The organism is Oxalobacteraceae bacterium OTU3CAMAD1 (assembly GCA_024123915.1).
Lineage (GTDB): Bacteria > Pseudomonadota > Gammaproteobacteria > Burkholderiales > Burkholderiaceae_D > Rugamonas.
The window spans coordinates 2,211,201-2,230,971 of record CP099650.1 but is presented as its reverse complement, the minus strand read 5'-3'; the positions used below and the strand labels follow the sequence as shown (position 1 = coordinate 2,230,971).

Below are 19,771 nucleotides of genomic sequence, written 5' to 3'. Positions count from 1 at the left end.
TGTCGGACCTGACCCCGGCGTTGCTGCTTGCGATCAACCGCCGGGCGGCTCGGAATGCCGCGCCAAGGTATGGCCGACGCTCTCGCCGCGCGTCAGCAAAGCGGATGGCGTCAGCTTGAGCGCCAGCGCCAGCTTCTCCACCGTCAGCAAGGAGGCGATCACCCTGCCCCGCTCGATCTCGCCGACGTAGGAGCGGTTCAGGTTGGAGTTTTCGGCCAGCTGTTCCTGCGACCACCCCTGCGCCTCGCGCAGTTGCCGCACGCCGATGCCGAAGCTGCGCACAAGGCTGTTCATGGGGCCGCCGCGCCGCTCATGCCGCCGCGATGCCGTTGGCGAAGGCGCCCACCCTCGACTCGGCCTGGGCGATGCGCCCACCCGGCGGCACGTCGTGCGTCAGCCAGACGTTGCCGCCGATGATGGCGCCCTTGCCGATCGTGATCAGCCCGAGCACCGTGGCGCCGGCGTAGATGACGACGTCGTCCTCGACCACCGGATGGCGCGGCAAGCCCTTTTGCAGGTTGCCGTCGGCGTCCGTCGGGAAGCGCTTGGCGCCGAGCGTGACGGCCTGATACAACCGCACCCGGGCGCCGATTACGGCCGTCTCGCCGATCACCACGCCGGTGCCGTGGTCGATGAAGAAGCCGGCGCCGATGCGCGCGCCCGGATGGATGTCGATGCCGGTGGCGCCGTGCGCCAGCTCGGAGACGATGCGCGCCAGCAAGGTCAGGCCGAGCGTGTAGAGCTGGTGGGCGATGCGGTAATGGATCATTGCCAGCACCCCCGGATAGCACAGCAGCACCTCGTCGACGCTGCGCGCAGCCGGGTCGCCCTGGTAGGCGGCCATGACGTCGCTGTCGAGCAGCGAACGGATTGCCGGCAGCGCGGCGGCAAAGCTGCGCACGGCGCTGAGCGCCTCGTGGTCGATGTCGTGCTCGACGCTGGAGTCGACCACGCGCAATGGTTCGCCGCGCAGGCCGGCGTTGTATTTCAACTCGCGCCGCACCTGCTTGAGCAGCGCGTGCAGCACACCGTCGAGCGCGTGGGCGACATGGAAGTCCTCGCTTTCCTGGCGCAGGTCCGGCGGCCCCAGGCGCATCGGGAACAGCACGCCCTTGAGGCTGTCGATGATAGCCGCCAGCGCGTTACGCGAGGGGAATTCACGCCCGCCCGGTTCGCTGGCGCGGCTTTGTTCCTGGCGCCATCGGTGGCGCGCCTCATGCAGCGATTGCACGATGGTGGTGATGTCGAAAGTGGCCACGCTGTCCTCGATGAAGTAAGTTAATCCTGCACCCACGGCAAGCCGTGGAAGCGCCAGCCGTCGGCCTTGCCGCGCTGCTGGCGCTCGTCGATCTCGCCCTCGAATCCTTCGAGCACATTGAAAACGTTGGTGAGTCCGGCCTTCGCGGCGGCCTCGGCCGCCAGCGCGGAGCGTTTGCCGCTGCGGCACAGCAGCAGGACCACGCTGTCCTTACCGCCGATCTTGCTTTCCAGCTCGCGCACGAAGCGCGGGTTGCGCGTGAGCGCGGTGCCGGTGGCCCAGGGCACGTGCAGGCTGTCGGGCACGTGGCCGACGAATTTGCGCTCCTCGGCGGTGCGCACATCGACCAGCAAGACATCGCCGGCGGAAAACAGTTCCCAGGCGACGGCTGGATTCACGCCGCCGGCATAGGGCGATTGGGACGCGGCGGCGTCGGCCTTGATCGATGCCAGCACTGGAGGCAGTGCCGGCGAGAGGACGTCAACTGACATAAAGAGACCTTATGATGGCTTGAATGGTGGGCGGGCCGTTTGATGGCGATAGACGGCTTGCGAGATGAAATATACGTTTCGGCGAAGTGAAACAAAACGAATAAAATCAACTTCGCAAAGACGGAAACCGTATATGCGACGGGATACCGTCGGATGAGGACGGCGCGGCCGGTGCCGGCCCTGGTGTCGGGGAATCGAAAAGAACGGAGTCGGGGAGTGGCGGCGTCAGGCTTCGGCGCAGGCCGGCTGCGGCTGGGACTGAAGGTTCGCGGGCTTCGACGCCGGAGACACCCGATTGCGGCCCTGGTGCTTGGCGTCGTACAGCGCGGCGTCGGCCGCTTCGATCAGCGGGCCGCTGCCGCCGCCCGGAACGGGTACGCTGGCGACCGCCCCGGCGCTGATGGTGACAATGCCGAAATCGCTGCCGCGATGCGGCTCGTTGAGCGCGCGCACGGCAGCGCAGATGCCCTCGGCGACGGCGCGGGCGCCGTCCAGTTCCGTGTTGGCCAGAAAGACCACGAACTCTTCGCCGCCGAAGCGCGCGGCGAGGTCGGCGCCGCGCTGCGCGGCACGCCCCACGACATCGCTGACCAGCTTGAGGCAAGAGTCGCCGGCCAGGTGGCCGTAGGTGTCGTTGTAGCGTTTGAAAAAGTCGACGTCGAGCATGATCAGCGCCACCGGCAAGCCGTCGCGCGCGGCGCGCGCGAGCTCGCTTTCGAGCCGCTCGTTGAGGTAGCGGCGATTCTTCAGGCCCGTCAGCGCGTCGGTGGTGGCGATCAGCTCCAGCTTGCCGACGCTGTCCTCCAGCGCCACCCGCGAGTTGCGCAGTTCGACCTCCAGACGGTCGCGCAGGCTGATCTGGCGGAACAGGCGCGCGCCCAGCCAACCCAGGGTGGCCAGCAACAAGGCCAGCGCGCCGCACTGGCGCCAGGTGTCGATCCACCATTGGGCGAAGATTTCTTCCTTCGCCAGCGACGCCGCGATCACCAGCGGGTAGCCGCGCACGCGCCGGTAGCTGTACAGCCGCTCGACCTTGTCGACCAGCGCCACCCGCATGGCCGTGCCGCTGTCGCTCCCCTGGTCGATCAGCGTGAACACGGCCCCGCCTTTGAGGCTGCTGCCGATGACGTTGGTGAGCATCGGCCGGCGCGCGATCAAGGTGCCGTCGTCGAGGGCGACAAAGATGCCGCCGGCCTTGCCGATGTCGAAGCCGTTGTAGTACTGCTGGAAGTAGTCGGTGCGGATGGTGGCCAGCACGACGCCGGCGAACGAACCGTCGGGGTGGTTGATGCGCCGCGACACGGGCAGTATCCACAGGCCGGACGACCGGCTGCGCACCGGCGCGCCGATGTGCACGCCGCGATCGGCATGCGTCTGGTGATACTTGAAATACGGACGGTCGGCGTTGTTGGCGTTCGGCTCGACCTGGTCGAGCGAGGTGATGACCCACCGGCCTTTTTCGTCATAGACGAAGATGCCCAGCAAGCCTTGGGTATGCGCGACCCGCGCCTTCAGCAGCGCGTGCAGGCGCGGAAAATTGGACGGTCCGGTGCCGTCCACCTCGGCGCGCTCGACGACGCCGAACAGCACCGAGGCGACGATGTCCATCGTGCGCTCCGCGTGCTCGGCGGTCGCGCGGGCGATGTTGACGGTGGCGCGCCGGCTTTCGTCGAGCTGGGTCTGGCGGGCGTTGCTGCGGTAGGCGAACTGCAGGCCGCAGATGGCGCAGATGACGAAGATCAGGAAGAAGGACGCGGCGCGGCCGACGGGCCGTTTCTTCCCCTCCAGTTGCACCAGTTTCGACGCGCCCGCCCCGCCACCGGCGCCGGCGGACGGCGGTGCGATGGTGTCGGACTCGTTGATGGTGGACTGCGGCATACTTCCCTTGGGCTATTTTTAACGGTAAAGCACGGCGGGGATGGCGCCTCGTCATAGGATCATAACAGGATTACTTTCCATAAAGTAATTTTTGTGTCTTATTCCCCACAGCCGGCGTCACATGGCGTTGAGCGTCGCCAGCGTATGGGCGTCGAGGCGCAAGGCGCCGGCGGCGACGTTGTCGCGCAGGTGGGCCACCGAGGAGGTGCCGGGAATGACCAGGATGTTCGGCGAGCGCTGCAACAGCCAGGCCAGCGCCACCTGCATCGGTTGCGCGCCCAGCGCGGCCGCCGCCCTGGTCAGCGCGTCGGACTGCAACGGCGAGAAGCCGCCCAGCGGGAAAAACGGCACGTAGGCGATGCCTTCGGCCGCCAGCGTATCGATCAACGCGTCGTCGCCGCGATGGGCCAGGTTGTACTGGTTCTGCACGCAGACGATGTCCGTGATCGAGCGCGCCTCGGCCACCTGCTCCGCCGTGACGTTGCTCACGCCGATATGGCGGATCAAACCCTCATCCTTCAGGCGCACCATCGCCGCGATGGCCTCGCCGATCGACGAGCCGTCCGGGCCTTGCACACCGGGCGCGCGGTAGTTGACCACGTCGAGCGCCTCCAGTTGCAGGTTGCGCAGGTTGCCATGCACCGCGTCCAGCAGTTGTTGCGGCGACGCGGCCGGCAGCCACGACTGGTCGGCGCCGCGCACAAAACCGATCTTGGTGACGATGGTCAGGCCGTCGCGGTATGGGCGCAGGGCCTCGCGGATGATCTGGTTGGTAACGTGCGGACCGTAAAAATCCGACGTGTCGATGTGGTTGATGCCCAGCTCGATCGCCTCGCGCAGCACGGCCACGGCGGCGGCGCGGTCTTTCGGCGCCCCCCAGACATGCGGGCCGGCCAGCTGCATCGCGCCGTAGCCGACGCGGTTGAAACGGATGCCGCTGCCGGCGGGTGTGAATTGGTCATTCGAAGGGGAATATGCAGTCATGTCGATCTCCTGGTGTGTGGTGTGGAAAAGCATGGACACATGGTAGCGACCGGACGAGCGTGTGATAATGGGGGCAATGCCGCACGGGCTGTACGAAATTCCGCACAATCGAGATCATGACCACAGAAAACCCCTCCATGGCCGACCTGGCCACTTTCGCGCTGGTGGCCCAGCATGGCGGCTTCCGGCAGGCGGCGCGCGCCGGCGGACAATCGGCGTCGGCGTTGAGCGAGGCGCTGCGGCGGCTGGAGAACCAACTGGGCATCCGACTGCTGCTGCGCACCACCCGCAGCGTCACCCCGACCGAGGCCGGGGCCTTGCTGCTGGCGCGCCTGCAACCGGCGTTGAGCCAGGTGGCCGGCGCCCTCGATGTGCTCAACGACCTGCGCGATAGCCCGCGCGGCACCTTGCGGCTCAACGTGCCCGTCAGCGCCGCGCGCTTCTTTCTGCAGCCGCTGGTCAACCGCTTCATGCGCGCTTATCCGGACATCGTCTTGGATGTGGTGATCGACAATAATTTCGTCGACGTCGTCGCCAGCGGCTGCGACGCCGGCATCCGCTACGGCGAACGGCTGGAACAGGACATGATCGCCATCCCGATCGGCCCGCGCGTCCAGCGCTTCGCGGTGGCCGCCGCGCCCGACTATCTGGCGCGGCGCGGCGTGCCCGAACACCCGCGCGACCTGCTTCAACATGCCTGCCTGCGCGGCAAGTTTCTCAGCGGGGCCATCTATCCATGGGAATTCGCGCGCGACGGCCAGACCTTGACGGTCGAGCCGAGCGGGCCGCTGGTCGTCACGCCGACCGTGTTCGATCTGGCGGTGGGCGCGGCCGTGGCCGGGCATGGCGTGATCTATCTGTTCGAGGAGTGGCTGGAGCCGTACATGGCGTCGGGCGAATTGCAGCCGATACTGAAGGACTGGTGGGCGGATTTCCCTGGGCCGTTTTTGTACTACTCGGGCCGCCGCCACCTGCCCGCGCCGCTGCGCGCGTTCGTCGATTTCATCCGGTCGCCCGAGGCAGCCCAATCTTAAAAAGAACCTAAAATGTCCGTGCCATAATCGCAGGCAAGCCCGACTCTGCCAACTGAAACGACACGAATGCGACTCCTTCTTGTGGAAGACGACCCGATGCTGGGCGAGACTATCTGCGCCGGCGCTCGGCTGAGCGCTTGGAGCGTCGACCACGTGTCCGACGCGTCGGCGGCGCGCGCAGCGCTGGTCGACCACACCTACTCGGTGGTGCTGCTCGACATCGGCCTGTCGGGCGAGTCCGGCCTGACGGTGCTGCGCGCCATGCGCGACCGCTACGACGCCACCCCGGTGTTGATCCTGACAGCGCGCGGCCAACTGAGCGAGCGCATCGCCGGCCTGGACGCCGGCGCCGACGACTATCTGGTCAAGCCGTTCCAGTTCGACGAGCTCTGGGCGCGCGTGCGTTCGGTGATCCGCCGCAGCCAGGGCAGCGTGGTGCCGGTGGTCACCTACGGCGACGTGCGCGTCGATCGCAGCCGCCGGGTGGTCCACAAAGGGGAAGCGGAAGTCGTGCTCAGCGCAAACGAGTACCGTACCCTGCTCGCGCTGATGGAGCGTCCCGGCCACGTGATCACGCGCGACCATTTGCACGACGTGGTCTATGGCACCGCCAGCACCGTCGAGAGCAACACCATCGCCGTGTTCATCCACCAGTTGCGCCGCAAGCTCGGCGACGATCTGATCCGCACGGTGCACGGCCTCGGCTACGTCATCGGACAGCCCACGGCATGAGGCCACGCTCGATCAACGCGCAATTGCTGCTCGTCATACTCGGCGTCACCCTGCTGTGCTGGATCGCGGTCGTGGCCGTCGTCATGACCCATCTAACGCTCAACCGCACCAGCACCTGGGACGAAAAACTGGGGGCGATCGCCACCCAGCTGGTCATCACGATACCCGCCGCCAGCCGCTTCGAGCGCAAGGGCGGGCCGGGCCTGGAACTGCCGGCGCCGGCGCGGCGCGACCTCGACGGACTCAGGTTTCAGATCTGGCTCGATCGCAGCCGGCTCGCGCGCAGCACGCCGGGCGCGCCTATCCAGCCGCTGCAACCCAGCTTTGCCGACGGCCCGGCGTCGACGATGGTCGAGGGACGCAAGTGGCGCGTCTACAGCGTTTCCGACAGCACCGGCCGGGTCACCGTCCAGGTGGGCAACCTGCAAAGCGTGGTGGACGCCGACCTGCGCCACGAGGCGTCGCAATCGTTGCTGCTGGCGACGGTGCTGTTATTGCTCGCGGGCGTCATCATGTGGTTCGTCGTGCGCAGCTCGCTCAAGCCGGTCATGGCGTTGGGCGCGGCCATGCGCCAGCGGCGCAACTTCGATCTCACGCCGCTGCCGCTGGAGCGCCTGCCCGGCGAGCTGCATCCGCTCGTCACCTCGTTCAACCATGTGCTGAAGCAGCTCGACGAAGCCATCGAGGGCGAGCGCCGCTTCATCGGCGATGCCGCGCACGAACTGCGCACGCCGCTGTCGGCGCTGCAGGCGCAGGTCGAGATCGCGCTGCGCGCAGGCGACACCGGTGCCATGCGGGCGGAGCTGGAGAAGCTGCTGCTGATGGCCAGGCGCAGCACCCGCCTGTCCGAGCAATTGCTCGATCTGGCGCGGCTGAACGCCGGCGCGAAATCGCTCAAGCAGGTGGAGACCGACCTGAGCGCGCTGGCGCAGCACGTCGTGCGCGAATTCGAGGTCTTCGCGGCGCAGAACCGGCGCGCGATCTACCTGAACGTCCATGCCTGCCAGATCCGCTGCGACATCGATGAAATCGGCATCCTGCTGCGCAATTTGATCGACAACGCCCTGCGCTACACCGGCGCCGACGGCCGGGTGCTGGTCAGCTGCGGCTACCGGGCGGCGGACGTTCCCGGCGCCGCGCGGCAGGCCTACCTTGAAGTGGCCGACGACGGCCCCGGCGTGCCGGAGTCGGAACGCGCGGCCATCTTCGTGCGCTTCCACCGCGTCGCGGGCAATCCGATGCGCGGCAGCGGCATCGGACTGTCGTTGGTGGCCGGCATCGCCGAGCTGCATGGCGCCGTCATTGAAACGGACGCCGGTCTCGATGGCGGCGGCCTTGCGGTGCGCGTGGTATTTCCCGCGACATCCAATATGCCTGCTATCCGTTGACGTGCGTCTGCACCAACGCTTCGCTGGCGCGCCACAAGCGCGCGGCGACCGCGTCGTCGTGCGCCACCGGATTTGGCGAGCTCAGCGGCCAGCCTCCTTTGCGCGCGGCTTTATCCTTGTAGCCTGCGACCTGGCTGTAGTAGGCGCCCGACCGCTCGGCCACCTCCGGCGCCAACAACGCGTGCAAGCTCGTTTGCGCGCCCTCCCACGGCTCGATCATGCCGGCCAGACGCAAGAACGGCAGCACCACCAAGCGTTGCAGCCACATCGGCAAAGGGATGGTCAACAGGTTGGTGCGCACCAGTCCGGGATTGACGCTGGCGGTGGTCACGCCGGTGCCCGCCAAACGACGGCCGAGCTCGCGGGCGTGCAGCAGATTGGCCAGCTTCGATTGCGCGTACGCTTCCCAGGTGTCGAACGGGCCGCGATGATAGTTCAGGTCGTCGAAGTGGATCTCGCCCTTTCGGCCCATCGCGAACTCGTGGTAGTAGCTCGACAGGTTGACCACCCGCGATGGCGCACCGGCCTTCAAGGCGTCGGTCAGCAAATTGGTCAGCAGGAAGTGTCCGAGATGGTTGACCCCGAACTGGGTTTCAAAGCCGTCCTTGGTATGGCCGAACGGAGTCCGCATGACGCCGGCGTTGTTGACCAAGCCTTGCAGCTTCGGATGATGACGGTTGACCTCGGCAGCGAACGCGCGCACCGATGCCAACTCGCCCAACTCCAACTGGTACACGGCCAAGCTGGCCGTCGGCGCCTCACGCCTGATCTCGGCGGCCACACGCTCGCCTTCCTTCACCCGCCGCACACCCATGACGACGGTGGCGCCCTGCCTGGCGAGTTGTTGCGCAGTGACCAGGCCGATGCCGGAATTGGCGCCCGTGATGACATAGGTCTTGCCGGTTAAATCGAGGCTGAGAAGTTCAGGACGAACCATGAGTGGGCTAGGCATTTACGTACTCCGACGTGAGATATAATGGATAAAGAACCAGTGGTCTCGAATATAAAGAACCACTGGTCTCTTGTCAAGCACTGTCGCGAGCAAAGTCGCGCCCATCTTTTTCGGTGAATTACATTTATGACAACATCAGAACAGTTTCAACGCGCCCGCCGCCCGGAACAAAAGGAAGAGCGCCGCCAGCATCTGCTGGCAACGGCGAAGGCGGCGCTGCACGGAGGCATGGAGGTTCGCGACCTGGGCCTGAACGAGCTAGCCCGGCAAGCCCAGATGACCAAGTCGAATGTGTACCGATACTTTGAGAATCGCGAGGAGCTGCTGCTGGCCTTGCTGGAGGAGGAGTCGGAACTGTGGCGGCACGAACTGGAAAAACGGCTCGCCGCCACACCGCAGGCCACGCTCGAACAAATAGCGCAGGCGTTCGCCGGATCGAGCGCGGCCTTTCCGCTCATGTGCAGCCTGCTGAGCATCTTGCCGACCATCCTGGAACATAACGTTTCCGGGGAACGGCTGGCGACCTTCAAGATGGGGACACTGGCGTTGGCCGTGGAGGTGGCGCGGCAGTTGCACGGATGCCAGCCGTCGATCCCGTTCGAGGGTTACGTCGAGTTCGTGCGCCAGGGCCTGCCGCTGATGATAGGGCTGTGGCCCCTCAGCCATCCTTGCGATGCGCTGGCGGAGGTGCTGTCTGCGCCGGAGCTGCAACCGTTGCGGTATCACTTCGAGACGGATCTGGCGCGGGCGTTGTTGCTGATACTGCGCGGCCTGGCGTCGCCAGGCCGATAAAAAATGCCGCGGCTAGCCCTCGGTGGCAGCCATGGCGCGCTGCCATGCCGGGCGCGCCTTGATGGTGTCGACAAACGCCTTCAGCTTGGGCCACCGCTGTCCCTCCGGCTGCATGGTGGCGAGGATGACGGGGAAGCTCAGCATGATATCCGCGGCGGTCAAGCCATCGCCGATGAAGAAGCCGGACGGCTGCAAGATGCTTTCCAGATAATCGAAATAGCTGACTAGCTCGCCGTCGATGCGCCCGTGCAGCGGCACCCCGCCCTCGCCCAGGCGCGAGACATAAATGCGCAACAGCAGCGGCAGCATCGCCGAGCCTTCGGCAAAGTGCATCAGCTGCAAGTGCTTCAACGCCGCCTTCGATCCCGGCTCCGGTTGCAGGCGCCCGTCCCCGTAGCGGTCGCACAGGTACTGGACGATCGCGCCCGACTCTTCAATCAGTTCACCGTCGTCTTCCAGCAGTGGCGACTTGCCCAGCGGATGAATTTTCTTCAGCTCCGGCGGCGCGAAATTGGTTTTCGCATCGCGCTGATAACGGACGATTTCATACGCCAAGCCCAGTTCCTCGAGCAACCAGACGATCCGCTGCGAGCGGCTTTTGTTTAAATGGTGGACCCGGATAGTCATGTGTTTCCTTTTCAGCGTTGTGTGTGTCGAACCATCCGATTTATAGCACATGGGGTGTTCGGTATCCCCTCCCCCAAAAAAAAGCGGGCGAATGATCGCCCGCCCTGGTCAACACCGTTGTCGCTCTCGACGGTTAGAACTTCACGACGATCCCGGCATAAGTACCGATTTGATTGGTACCGTTGCACTCCAACGCCGCGTTGCAGGCGGCGTCACGATAGGACAGCGCGTGGCTGTTGCCACCGGTGTTCTGCACCATCGACGGGGAAATGGTGTTGTTGCCGATGTAGCCCGCCGTCGCGTACAAGCCCAGGTACTGGTTCCAGTCGTACGCTATGCCCAACGTGCCCAAAGTCGACTGCTTGCCGCTGAAGCTTTGCTTGAGATGATAGGCTGCGCCGAGCAAAGTAGTCTTCTGCGTTATTTTGTGATTGACGCCTACCCACGCCATGCGCGCCTTCTCGTCGAAGGTGGCGCGGATACCGTAACCGGTCTCCGGGGCTTTCACCTGCTCAAAACCAGCGAACAGGGTCGTGCCGCCGAACTTGTAGGCGCCGCCAACCGTCAGATTCTTTACGTAAGTCCATTCGTCGCGGCTTCCCAAACCGTACGATGCGCCACCGGAGTGGCGACCGAACTGGTCGGCACGCTGGCCGTAGATCGCGCGCACCGTGAGATCGGCGCTGCGAAACGCCACCGAGACCCCATCGCTGGAGGAGCGCTTGAACTCGCCGGCTGCCGCGCCAAAGGCATGCATGTAAGCGATGCTGAAGCCATTCCAATCCGGCGAGCGCAGCAGCACCGAGCGCGAAGCCGCGCCGTCGTTGGCGCCGTTGACCAAGGTGTTGATGCCGTAGGACTGGAAGCGCATCGGGTCGACGTCCAGAATATCCTGCGCAATCCACAGATGTGTGCCCATCGAGACGGCGCCGAAACGGGCATGGCGCAGGCCTACGTTGGCTTCACGGTCGAACAGTTTACCGTCTTCCGTCAACGCGCCGGTATCGGTGCCGAAACCGCTCTCCAGGTTTAACACGGCGGTCACATCCTCATCGACGGGGAAGCGGGCCTTCATCCCCCAATAGGATACGCCCCACTGATTGGAGGCGGTCTGCCACCGGTCGCCTTGATTGCCCGCGCTGTACACATTTGTCGTGTAGTCCAGGCCCGCCGAGGCGCGGCCATATAGCGTCAGTCCAGCCTGGCCGAGTTTGATTTCGTCGAATGCGGAAGCGCTGTTGGCAGCCAGGCCAGCCAGCAGCAATACGAGGGTGTTTTTAGTGGTGTTCATGGTTGTGTGCTTTCGTTGTGGCCCTGGGCAACGAGGCCAGGGCAGTATCAGGACGGGTGTGCTTTAGTAACCGGACAGGGCGACGGTGGTTGTCAACGCATTGGTCGATGCCAAATCGGAGCTGTCCGCGACACGGAAGCCATAGGTACCGGTATTGAGCAGCCAGGCGTGACGGGTTTGCGCATCCCAGGTACTCAGGTACTTTTTCGGTACCGAAACCGTGACACGCTTGGACGCGCCCGGCTCAAGAGCCACCCTGCTCCATCCGACCAGTCGCTGTGGGGGCTGGACATGGCCGGGGACGCCGGCTGGCAAGCTGGCATAGACCTGGGCAATTTCTTTGCCCGCGCGCGCGCCGGTGTTTTTGACCGTGAAGCTCAGGGTGACATTCCCGGCACCGTCCGCCTGCGCCGTCAGGTCGCTGTAGCTGTAGGTGGTGTACGACAAGCCATGGCCGAAGCGGAACAAGGGCTTGATATTGTTGGCGTCATACCACTTGTACCCAAACATCAGCTTTTCGTTGTAGTACACGGAACGGATCTTATCGTAGCTGCCGGCGCCGTTCTTCGCATCGAGCGCGGCTTTCACCGGCGCTTCGGCCAACACGGGGAAGATGTCCAGGCCGACCAGCGGAGCCAGATCGGTCGGCATGTTCTTCTGCGGCAAATCCGCTTCGCTGGCGGGGAAGGTCACCGGCAGTTTACCGCTAGGATTGGCGTCGCCGGCGAGAAGATTGGCCAGTGCCACATGTCCCTGCACGCCGGGGTACCAAGCCTCGAACACCGCATGAACCTCGTTCAGCCATGGCATCTTTACCGGCCCGCCCGTCTCAAGAATGACGACCGTCCGCTTTGCCTTCGCCGCCACTTGCGCAATCAAGGCGTCCTGGTCGTAATTAAATACACCGGAGTGGTCGGTAGCGGGCGACGGCAGCGCGAGGTTCGGCACGTCGGTACCTTCGTTCTGCCATTGCGCGGCAAACACAATGGCCACGTCAGCGGCAGCCGCATCCCTGGCGGCGGCCTCGCCATCCCGGCCACTGGCGAAGGTCACCACCGCGCCCGGGAACTTCTTGCGGATGGCATCGAGTGGCGCCGATGGCAGAAACATCGGACAGCCTGCATACAGGCTACCCAGAACTTCCCGGCACTCGGTGACCGCATTATTCGTCAGCGGCTGGCTACCGCCGGAACCCGTTCCCGCCAAGACACCTACATCGGCATAGGCCCCGATGACGGCGATACGCCGGACGCTTGCGCCGGCCAGTGGTAGCACCGGCGCGCTGTCGCCGGCAGCGATGGCGTTTTTCAACAGGACCATCGAGTTTTCCGCGACAGTCAGCGCATCACGGTTGCCGCCCACTTCGTCACTGATCACGGATGCGCGCTTGGTCGGTGGACTGTCCATAATGCCGACAGCAATCATCGTCCGTAGACGTCGCAGCACCATGTCGTTGATGCGCTCAGCCGGTACCAGAAGGCCGGCTACCGCATCGGACAACGCCTTCATGAAAAAGTTACTACCGAAGAAACGCTTCAGGTTGTCCGGCACTGACGAATCTGGTCTGGCTTGACCGGGTTGCGATTCATCCAAACCATTGTTGGCCGCGTTGACGGTGCTCTGGGTGGCGCCCCAATCCGACTGGACAACGCCCTTGAAACCCCATTCCTCCTTCAACCATTGGTTCAGTAGTTGCGGATTCTCGCAAGCATAGACGCCGTTGACCAAGTTGTAGGAGCACATTACATTACCCGGCTGACCTTTGATAATGCCGATCTCGAAACCCAGCAGCTCAGTCTCGCGCATGGTTTGCTCGTCGATAACGGAGTTGGACACAAACCGGTTGGTTTCATAGCCGTTCATGGCGTAATGCTTAATCGTCGCTATCAGCTTCTGGCTCTGCGTGGCGATGGTGCGCTGTGCCACCATCTCGCCGGCCAGAATCGGGTCCTCCCCCATATACTCGAACTGGCGGCCCAGACGCGGATCACGGGTCAGGTTGATACCACCACCGAGGCCGGTGGTAAAGCCCAGCTCGCGCAGTTCGATTGCGATGCGCTTGCCGTAGGTGTAGGAAAGCTCGGTGTCCCACGTCGCCGCCAACGCGACGTTCGATGGCAAGGAGGTCACACGTGCCTTAGGCACAGCGACGCTGATTGCGGAGTCGGCGACATTGGTGTCGGGGATGCCCAGCGATGGAATGCCCGGGATGAAGCCGGCCCCGGTTTGAATGGCTTCTTTGGGAACATCGTATTCGTTGCGATACTTGTCCTGATTGGCCAGGTTCGGCATGCCGTAGCCGTGGACCATGTCCAGCTTCTGGGCCAGCGTCATCTGATTGAGCAAGGTCTTGGCGCGGCCATCCGCGCTGGTGTCGGTGACCGTATTGCCGGTATTTTCCGTGGTGGCCTGGGAGGCGGCATCAATACCTGATCCGCTTCCGCAACCGCCAAGCATGGCGATTGCCACCGCAACCGCTACACCGCCCGGTTTTTTTTTAATTTGGGTAAATGTCATCCCCAATACTCCTGAGCTGTTTTGTCTCCATGAATGAGGCGCGCTCGATGAACCGTAGAGCGGCCTCGCGTCCGCCCAAAATGCAATTTGAGCAGCAACGATTTTAGGTGGCAAGAACAACAACAGAGATGACCTTTGGTCTCACTCGGATGACATTCGGTCGCATCGCGGCGCGAAAACGATGTCGTAGCTTCCCGCAAACAAGGTGCCGTGGGCGGCTCTGCTATCATCCCGATAGTTAAAAGCCATAATACGATCTTGGAGGCGGGATGAGGCCATGGGAAGATATCCGACATTTTTAGTGGCCGACTATGTCGACGTATTGCGCCACATCTACCACTGGTCGATCGAGGACATCGAACGTAAAACGGGCCTGGTCAACCTGCCACTGCGTGGCAAACACCTGGAACGTTATCCCAACGACCGGATCGTGCTTCGCCTGATCGTCGCCTTGGACGAATTGGGTTATTTCAAAGAGCACGAGCTTTCGTTTGCGGATCACCAGTACCGGCAACAGTTGCAGTTGCCGCCGCCGGTGACCACCCTGAGAATGATTATTGCGGAACTTTTCAATAGCAGCAGCGTTGAAGAATTCCTGCAATGCGCGGTTCGCCGGTTTAACTCGCTGTCGGAAGCCAACCGGCTATGGTACGAACGCACGGAGACGTCCGTGCGCATCTGCCACCAGTACTATTATGAAGAGGAAAACTTCAGCGGCCCTCAGCGCTTCTTTATGTTCCTGATTCTAAAACTCCGCCAGGTGTTCAACGTTGACGTCTGCAGCGTCAGGGTGCAGTTCAGCGCACAAGGTACCCGCGATGCGCCTGGCTTTACCAAGCGCACCGGATGCGCAATCGAGAATGCAGGCGAGTTCTCTTTTATCGAGGTTGGCGGCAACTACCCGAAGTACACCAATCCCGCGCACAATCGATTGACCCAGATCGCCATCGGCGAGTCGCTAGACGAGTTAATGGAACCTGTCGAAAACGACCTGGTTGACTCGGTGACGCGGATATTGGAGCGCAACCTCGGCGATTCCGGTCGTTCGTTGGATATCGAGGCTACCGCGTCTTTTCTAGGAATGAGCAGAGCGACACTGCACCGGCGACTCGCGGAAAAAGGAGTCTCGTTCAAAGCGCTCAGAAGCCAGTCCCGGTTCAATCTGGCCGCGCGCTTATTGCGGAATACCAGCCAGGACATCACGTCAATCAGCGCACTGCTTGGCTATTCGGAATTAAGTTCCTTTTGTCGAGCCTTCAAGATCGCCAACGACTGTAGTCCGAAGGCGTACCGTTGTTTGCATCAAAAGGAGTGAGCAACCCGAGCGTGACGATGCCTGGATTCATCAGCGGAGGCCGATATCCGGGAAAAACAGCCCGATAAGCCAGGCAAGAGCGGGTGGCGATCATCGACTGGAACCGCTGCTTCGAGGACGGCAAATGGTCTATCGGGCCCCAAAAGCGGTAGAATGTCGGGTTACGCGCCACGGGCGTTACGCCCCGGCAAAACCAGACTCATCGCACCGCCGAAAAAGAACCAATGACCACCGTCCCCAACGAAATCAACGCCGCCGCCGTCAAGAACAGTCCCACAGAAAAAGTCACGCCGATGATGCAGCAGTACCTGAGCATCAAGGCCGATTATCCGGACATGCTGGTGTTCTACCGCATGGGCGACTTCTATGAGCTGTTCCACTCGGACGCAGAAAAAGCGGCGCGCGTGCTCGGCATCACGCTGACGGCGCGCGGCTCGTCGGGCGGGCAACCGATCAAGATGTGCGGCGTGCCTTTCCATTCGTTGGAGGGCTACTTGGCCAAGCTGGTCAAGATCGGCGAGTCGTGCGCGATCTGCGAACAGATCGGCGACCCGGCCACCAGCAAAGGCCCGGTCGAGCGCAAGGTGATGCGCGTGGTCACGCCGGGCACTCTGACCGACGCCGACCTGCTGCCGGAAAAAGCCGAGCGTCCGCTGCTGGCGATGTGCATCATCAGCCAGCGCAAAGTGTGCACCGCCGGCCTGGCGTGGCTGTCGCTGGCCAGCGGTTCGCTCAAGCTGATGGAGTTCTCGGGCGACAGCCGCACCGTCAACACCCGCATGCAGCAGGAGCTCGAACGCATCGCGCCGGCCGAGATCCTGCGCGGCGATAACGCCGACCTGTTCGAGGAAGCGGTCACCTGCCACGTCAACCGGGTGCCGGACTGGCACTTCGACGTCGTCTCCGGCCACAAGTCGCTGCTCGATCAATTGAGCGTGGCGACGCTGACCGGCTTCGGCGCCGACGGCCTGGGCGCGGCGTTCGGCGCGGCCGGCGCGCTGCTGCGCTACGCCCAGTCGACCCAGGGTCGCGGCCTGCAGCACGTGCGCAGCCTGAGCACCGAGACCGAGAGCGAATTCATTGGCCTGGACGCGGCCACGCGCCGCAACCTGGAACTGACCGAGACCATACGCGGCCAGGAGTCCCCTACCCTGTTCTCGCTGCTGGACCACTGCCGCACGGCGATGGGTTCGCGCCTGCTGCGCTACTGGCTGCACCACGCGCGCCGCGACCAGGGCATCGCCCGCTCGCGCCACGAGGCCATCGCCGCGCTGGCGCAGGCCGACGCCACCGGCGGCCTATCGCACACCCTGGCGCAGGTGCCGGACATCGAACGCATCACCACGCGCATCGCGCTGCTGTCGGCGCGCCCGCGCGATTTGGCCAGCCTGCGCGACGGCGTGAAGCAGTTGCCGGCGCTGCGCCACGGCTTGCAGCGCGCGCTGACCGATCCGAACGGCTTGCTGAACGCGATCCACACCGACCTGTCCTCGCCCGAGGAATGCCTGGACCTGCTGGTGCGCGCGGTCGCGCCGGAACCGGCCAACATGGTGCGCGACGGCGGCGTGTTTGCGCGCGGCTTCGACGCGGAGCTCGACGAGCTGCGCGCGCTGTCGGAGAACGCCGGCCAGTTCCTGGTCGACCTGGAGACGCGCGAACGCGCCCGCACCGGCATCGCCAACCTGCGCGTCGAATACAACAAGGTGCACGGCTTCTACATCGAGGTCACGCACGGCCAGACCACCAAGGTGCCGGACGACTACCGCCGCCGCCAGACCTTGAAAAACGCCGAGCGTTACATCACGCCGGAACTGAAGGCGTTCGAGGACAAGGCGCTGTCGGCGCAGGACAAAGCGCTGGCGCGCGAGAAGATGCTCTACGACCAGCTGCTGGCCGACCTGGCGCCGTTCATCGGCTGCCTGCAAACGATCTCGAAGGCGCTGTCGCAGCTCGACGCGCTGGTGTCGCTGACCGACCACGCGCTGCGCCACAACTGGTGCGCGCCGCAGTTGGTCGACGGACCTTGCATCAATATCGTCGAGGGCCGCCATCCGGTGGTCGAGAACCAGATCGAGCGCTTCATCGCCAACGATTGCCGCTTCGTCGACGAGCGCCGCCTGCTGCTGATCACCGGTCCGAACATGGGCGGTAAATCGACCTTCATGCGCCAGGTGGCGCTGATCACCTTGCTGGCCTACGTGGGCAGCTACGTGCCGGCCACCAGCGCGACGATCGGCCCGATCGACCGCATCTTCACCCGCATCGGCGCCACCGACGATCTGGCCGGCGGCCGCTCGACCTTCATGGTGGAGATGACCGAGTCGGCGGCGATCCTCAACGGCGCCACCGAGCATTCGCTGGTGCTGATGGATGAAGTGGGACGCGGCACCTCGACCTTCGACGGCCTGGCGCTGGCGTGGGCGATCGCGCGCCACCTGATCGACACCAGCCGCAGTTTCTCGCTGTTCGCGACCCACTACTTCGAACTGACGCAGCTGCCGGAGAGCCATCCGACGGCGGCCAACGTGCACCTGTCGGCGGTGGAGCACAAGGACAGCATCGTGTTCCTGCACGCGGTGCAGGACGGCCCTGCCTCGCAGAGCTACGGTTTGCAGGTGGCGCAGCTGGCCGGCGTGCCGCAGACGGTGATCAAGGCGGCGCGCAAGCACCTGGCGCGGCTGGAGGCGCAGGCGCTCGACGCCACGCCGCAGTTGGACCTGTTCGCGGCGCCGACCAACGACGCCAACGACGACCCGCTCGACGCGCCGGCGTCCGCCGACAGCGCCGCCGGTGGCGGCAATGGCAACGGCAATCCAACGCCGGCCATGCGCGAGCTGCTCGACGCGCTCGACGATCTGGACCCGGACGCGCTGACGCCGCGCGAAGCGCTGGACCGCCTGTATCAGCTTAAGCATCAGCTCAAGCACCTGACGGAGGCCGCGCAGGCATGACGCGCGCCGCGTCCAGGCTGGCCTTCGCGCAACGGGTTACGCCGACCCTTGCGCTGACCGTCGCGCTGACCGTCGCGGCGGCGGTCGCGCCGGCGCACGCGCGCGAAGCATCGGCCGGCAAGGGCTTCCAGTTCGCGGTCATCGGCCATCCGTTCAAGAGCGGCGCCGACGAGGCGCCCCTCAAGCGCGCCATCGCCGCCGCCATGCAGGCCAGTCCGGCGTTCATCGTCGCCACCGGTATCAAGGGCGACAAGGAACCTTGCAGCGACAGGCTGTACGCCGCGCGCCACGCGATCCTGGACGACGCGGCCGCGCCGGTGGTGGTGTCGCTGGCCGGCAGCGACTGGAGCGCCTGCCTCAATTCGGCCGGCCGCTCGAACGCGATCGAACGCCTGAACCGCCTGCGCGAACTGTTTTATGGCGAGCCGGAATCGCTGGGCGCGCGCCGGCTTCAAGTGACGCGGTTGTCCAGCACCGCCAAGTTCCGCAGCTACGCCGAAAACTCGCACTGGGAATACGGCAAGGTGCTGTTCGCCACCATCAATCTGCCAGCGAACAACAACCACTATCGGCCGGAGGCTGGCCGCAACAGCGAGTACGAGGACCGCCTGGTCGCCAACCGCGCATGGCTGCACCGCCTGTTCACCCTGGCCGCGCGCCAGAAGATGCACGGCCTGGTGCTGTTCTCGGACGGCGCCGTCGGGCTGCAGGAGGAGGAAGGGTTTTCGCTGTTGCCGCGTTTCGAGTCGAAACAGGACGGCTTCGCCGAGCCGCGACGTCAAATCAGCACGCTGGCGAAAAAATTCAAGGGGAAGGTGCTGCTGGTGGACACCCAGATCCAGGCCCAGATCGGCGCAGCCGGCAGGACCGAACCGGCCATCGATTGGCGCGGCAACGTGGGACATCTGAGCGTGGCCGCGGAATCGGCCGAGGTGCGCGTCAATCCCGACGCCGCCGCCCTGTTCACCGTCAAGGGCGGCGGCGCCGAAACGACGCCTTGATCGACTAGCTTAGTGGATCGGGTGGATGGCGACGTGGTCGCCCTCTTCGCCTTCGTCGTCCTCGTCACCGTGGTGGTGGCCGTGGGCGCCGTGCACGTGGCCGTGGGCGATTTCCTCGTCCGACGCTTCGCGCACTTCGGTGACGTTGAGCGAGAAGCGCAGCGCCATGCCGGCCAGCGGATGGTTGCCGTCCAAAACGACCTTGTCGTCGGCGATATCGGTGACGGTGAAGATCATCGCTTCGTCGGCGTCGTCGCCGTCGGGCATGCCTTCGAACTGCATGCCCACTTCCAGCGGCTCCGGCAGGCGGTTGCGCGGCTCGACCTTGACCAGGGCGGCGTCGTAGTCGCCGAACGCGTCCTCCGGCTCGATCTGGATGATCGACGAGTAACCGACTTCCTTGCCGTCCAGTTCTTCTTCGATTTTTGGCAGGGTGTTCTCGTAGCCACCGTGCAGGTAGACCATCGGTTGACGGCCGTCTTCGATCAGATTGTCCTGTGCATCGGACAGTTTGTAATTCACAGTCACGACCGTGTTCTTGGCAATCTTCATTGGAATTT

The 19,771-nt window shown here is 64.3% G+C and carries 17 protein-coding genes; 7 read left to right on the top strand and 10 right to left on the bottom strand.

Features of this window, described 5'->3' with window-relative positions; genetic code table 11:
• Positions 1–33 precede the first annotated feature (33 nt).
• From NHH88_09550 to NHH88_09530, 5 genes are all read right to left on the bottom strand, one after another.
• On the bottom strand, positions 34–294 hold the full coding sequence (locus NHH88_09550; GenBank protein ID USX16006.1) for a helix-turn-helix transcriptional regulator: 261 nt from the start codon (positions 292–294) through the stop codon (positions 34–36).
• A gap of 16 nt (positions 295–310) precedes the next feature.
• The gene (locus NHH88_09545; GenBank protein ID USX16005.1) at positions 311–1,258 is read right to left on the bottom strand and encodes a serine acetyltransferase; all 948 of its coding nucleotides are present in this window, start codon (positions 1,256–1,258) and stop codon (positions 311–313) included.
• A 20-nt stretch (positions 1,259–1,278) separates the two neighbouring features.
• Complete coding sequence (locus NHH88_09540) at positions 1,279–1,749, bottom strand: rhodanese-like domain-containing protein (GenBank protein USX16004.1); 471 nt, start codon at positions 1,747–1,749, stop codon at positions 1,279–1,281.
• Positions 1,750–1,974: 225 nt separating this feature from the next.
• Positions 1,975–3,627 carry a sensor domain-containing diguanylate cyclase gene (locus NHH88_09535; GenBank protein ID USX16003.1) on the bottom strand — a complete coding sequence of 551 codons (1,653 nt, stop codon included), beginning with the start codon at positions 3,625–3,627 and terminating at the stop codon, positions 1,975–1,977.
• Between the two features lie 117 nt (positions 3,628–3,744).
• A complete protein-coding gene (locus tag NHH88_09530) occupies positions 3,745–4,611 on the bottom strand; it encodes an oxidoreductase (protein USX16002.1) in 867 nt (288 codons plus the stop codon).
• Between the two features lie 116 nt (positions 4,612–4,727).
• Between NHH88_09530 and NHH88_09525 the strand changes: the two genes are divergently transcribed.
• The 3 genes from NHH88_09525 to NHH88_09515 all read left to right on the top strand — a co-directional run bounded on the left by NHH88_09525 (position 4,728) and on the right by NHH88_09515 (position 7,765).
• Positions 4,728–5,645: a LysR substrate-binding domain-containing protein gene (locus tag NHH88_09525; protein USX16001.1), complete on the top strand. Its 918-nt coding sequence runs from the start codon at positions 4,728–4,730 to the stop codon at positions 5,643–5,645.
• A gap of 66 nt (positions 5,646–5,711) precedes the next feature.
• A complete protein-coding gene (locus NHH88_09520; GenBank protein USX16000.1) occupies positions 5,712–6,377 on the top strand; it encodes a response regulator transcription factor in 666 nt (221 codons plus the stop codon).
• Positions 6,374–7,765, top strand: coding sequence for an ATP-binding protein (locus tag NHH88_09515; GenBank protein ID USX15999.1), 1,392 nt, complete (start codon positions 6,374–6,376; stop codon positions 7,763–7,765). The genes NHH88_09520 and NHH88_09515 overlap by 4 nt, the downstream gene beginning before the upstream one ends.
• Here the strand turns inward: NHH88_09515 and NHH88_09510 are convergent.
• On the bottom strand, positions 7,755–8,717 hold the full coding sequence (locus NHH88_09510; protein USX15998.1) for an SDR family oxidoreductase: 963 nt from the start codon (positions 8,715–8,717) through the stop codon (positions 7,755–7,757). The genes NHH88_09515 and NHH88_09510 overlap by 11 nt on opposite strands.
• A 126-nt stretch (positions 8,718–8,843) precedes the next feature.
• Between NHH88_09510 and NHH88_09505 the strand changes: the two genes are divergently transcribed.
• Complete coding sequence (locus tag NHH88_09505; protein ID USX15997.1) at positions 8,844–9,509, top strand: TetR/AcrR family transcriptional regulator; 666 nt, start codon at positions 8,844–8,846, stop codon at positions 9,507–9,509.
• 12 nt (positions 9,510–9,521) lie between these two features.
• Here the strand turns inward: NHH88_09505 and NHH88_09500 are convergent, their stop codons facing one another.
• From NHH88_09500 to NHH88_09490, 3 genes are all read right to left on the bottom strand, one after another.
• Positions 9,522–10,136, bottom strand: coding sequence for a glutathione S-transferase (locus NHH88_09500; protein ID USX15996.1), 615 nt, complete (start codon positions 10,134–10,136; stop codon positions 9,522–9,524).
• Between the two features lie 133 nt (positions 10,137–10,269).
• The gene (locus tag NHH88_09495; GenBank protein USX15995.1) at positions 10,270–11,427 is read right to left on the bottom strand and encodes a porin; all 1,158 of its coding nucleotides are present in this window, start codon (positions 11,425–11,427) and stop codon (positions 10,270–10,272) included.
• A gap of 63 nt (positions 11,428–11,490) precedes the next feature.
• Positions 11,491–13,944, bottom strand: coding sequence for a glycoside hydrolase family 3 C-terminal domain-containing protein (locus tag NHH88_09490; protein USX15994.1), 2,454 nt, complete (start codon positions 13,942–13,944; stop codon positions 11,491–11,493).
• A gap of 277 nt (positions 13,945–14,221) precedes the next feature.
• On the opposite strand from NHH88_09490, the gene NHH88_09485 reads away from it, so the two are divergent.
• The 3 genes from NHH88_09485 (at position 14,222) to NHH88_09475 (ending at position 19,211) form a co-directional block, all read left to right on the top strand.
• Positions 14,222–15,259, top strand: coding sequence for an AraC family transcriptional regulator (locus tag NHH88_09485; GenBank protein ID USX15993.1), 1,038 nt, complete (start codon positions 14,222–14,224; stop codon positions 15,257–15,259).
• Between the two features lie 224 nt (positions 15,260–15,483).
• A complete protein-coding gene (gene mutS / locus NHH88_09480; GenBank protein ID USX15992.1) occupies positions 15,484–18,210 on the top strand; it encodes a DNA mismatch repair protein MutS in 2,727 nt (908 codons plus the stop codon).
• Positions 18,207–19,211, top strand: a complete 1,005-nt coding sequence (locus NHH88_09475) for a hypothetical protein (protein USX15991.1) — start codon at positions 18,207–18,209, stop codon at positions 19,209–19,211. Before mutS ends, NHH88_09475 begins: the two co-directional genes overlap by 4 nt.
• 9 nt (positions 19,212–19,220) lie before the next feature.
• On the opposite strand, the gene NHH88_09470 is transcribed toward NHH88_09475, so the two are convergent.
• Complete coding sequence (locus NHH88_09470) at positions 19,221–19,763, bottom strand: peptidylprolyl isomerase (GenBank protein USX15990.1); 543 nt, start codon at positions 19,761–19,763, stop codon at positions 19,221–19,223.
• Between the last annotated feature and the right edge of the window lie 8 nt (positions 19,764–19,771).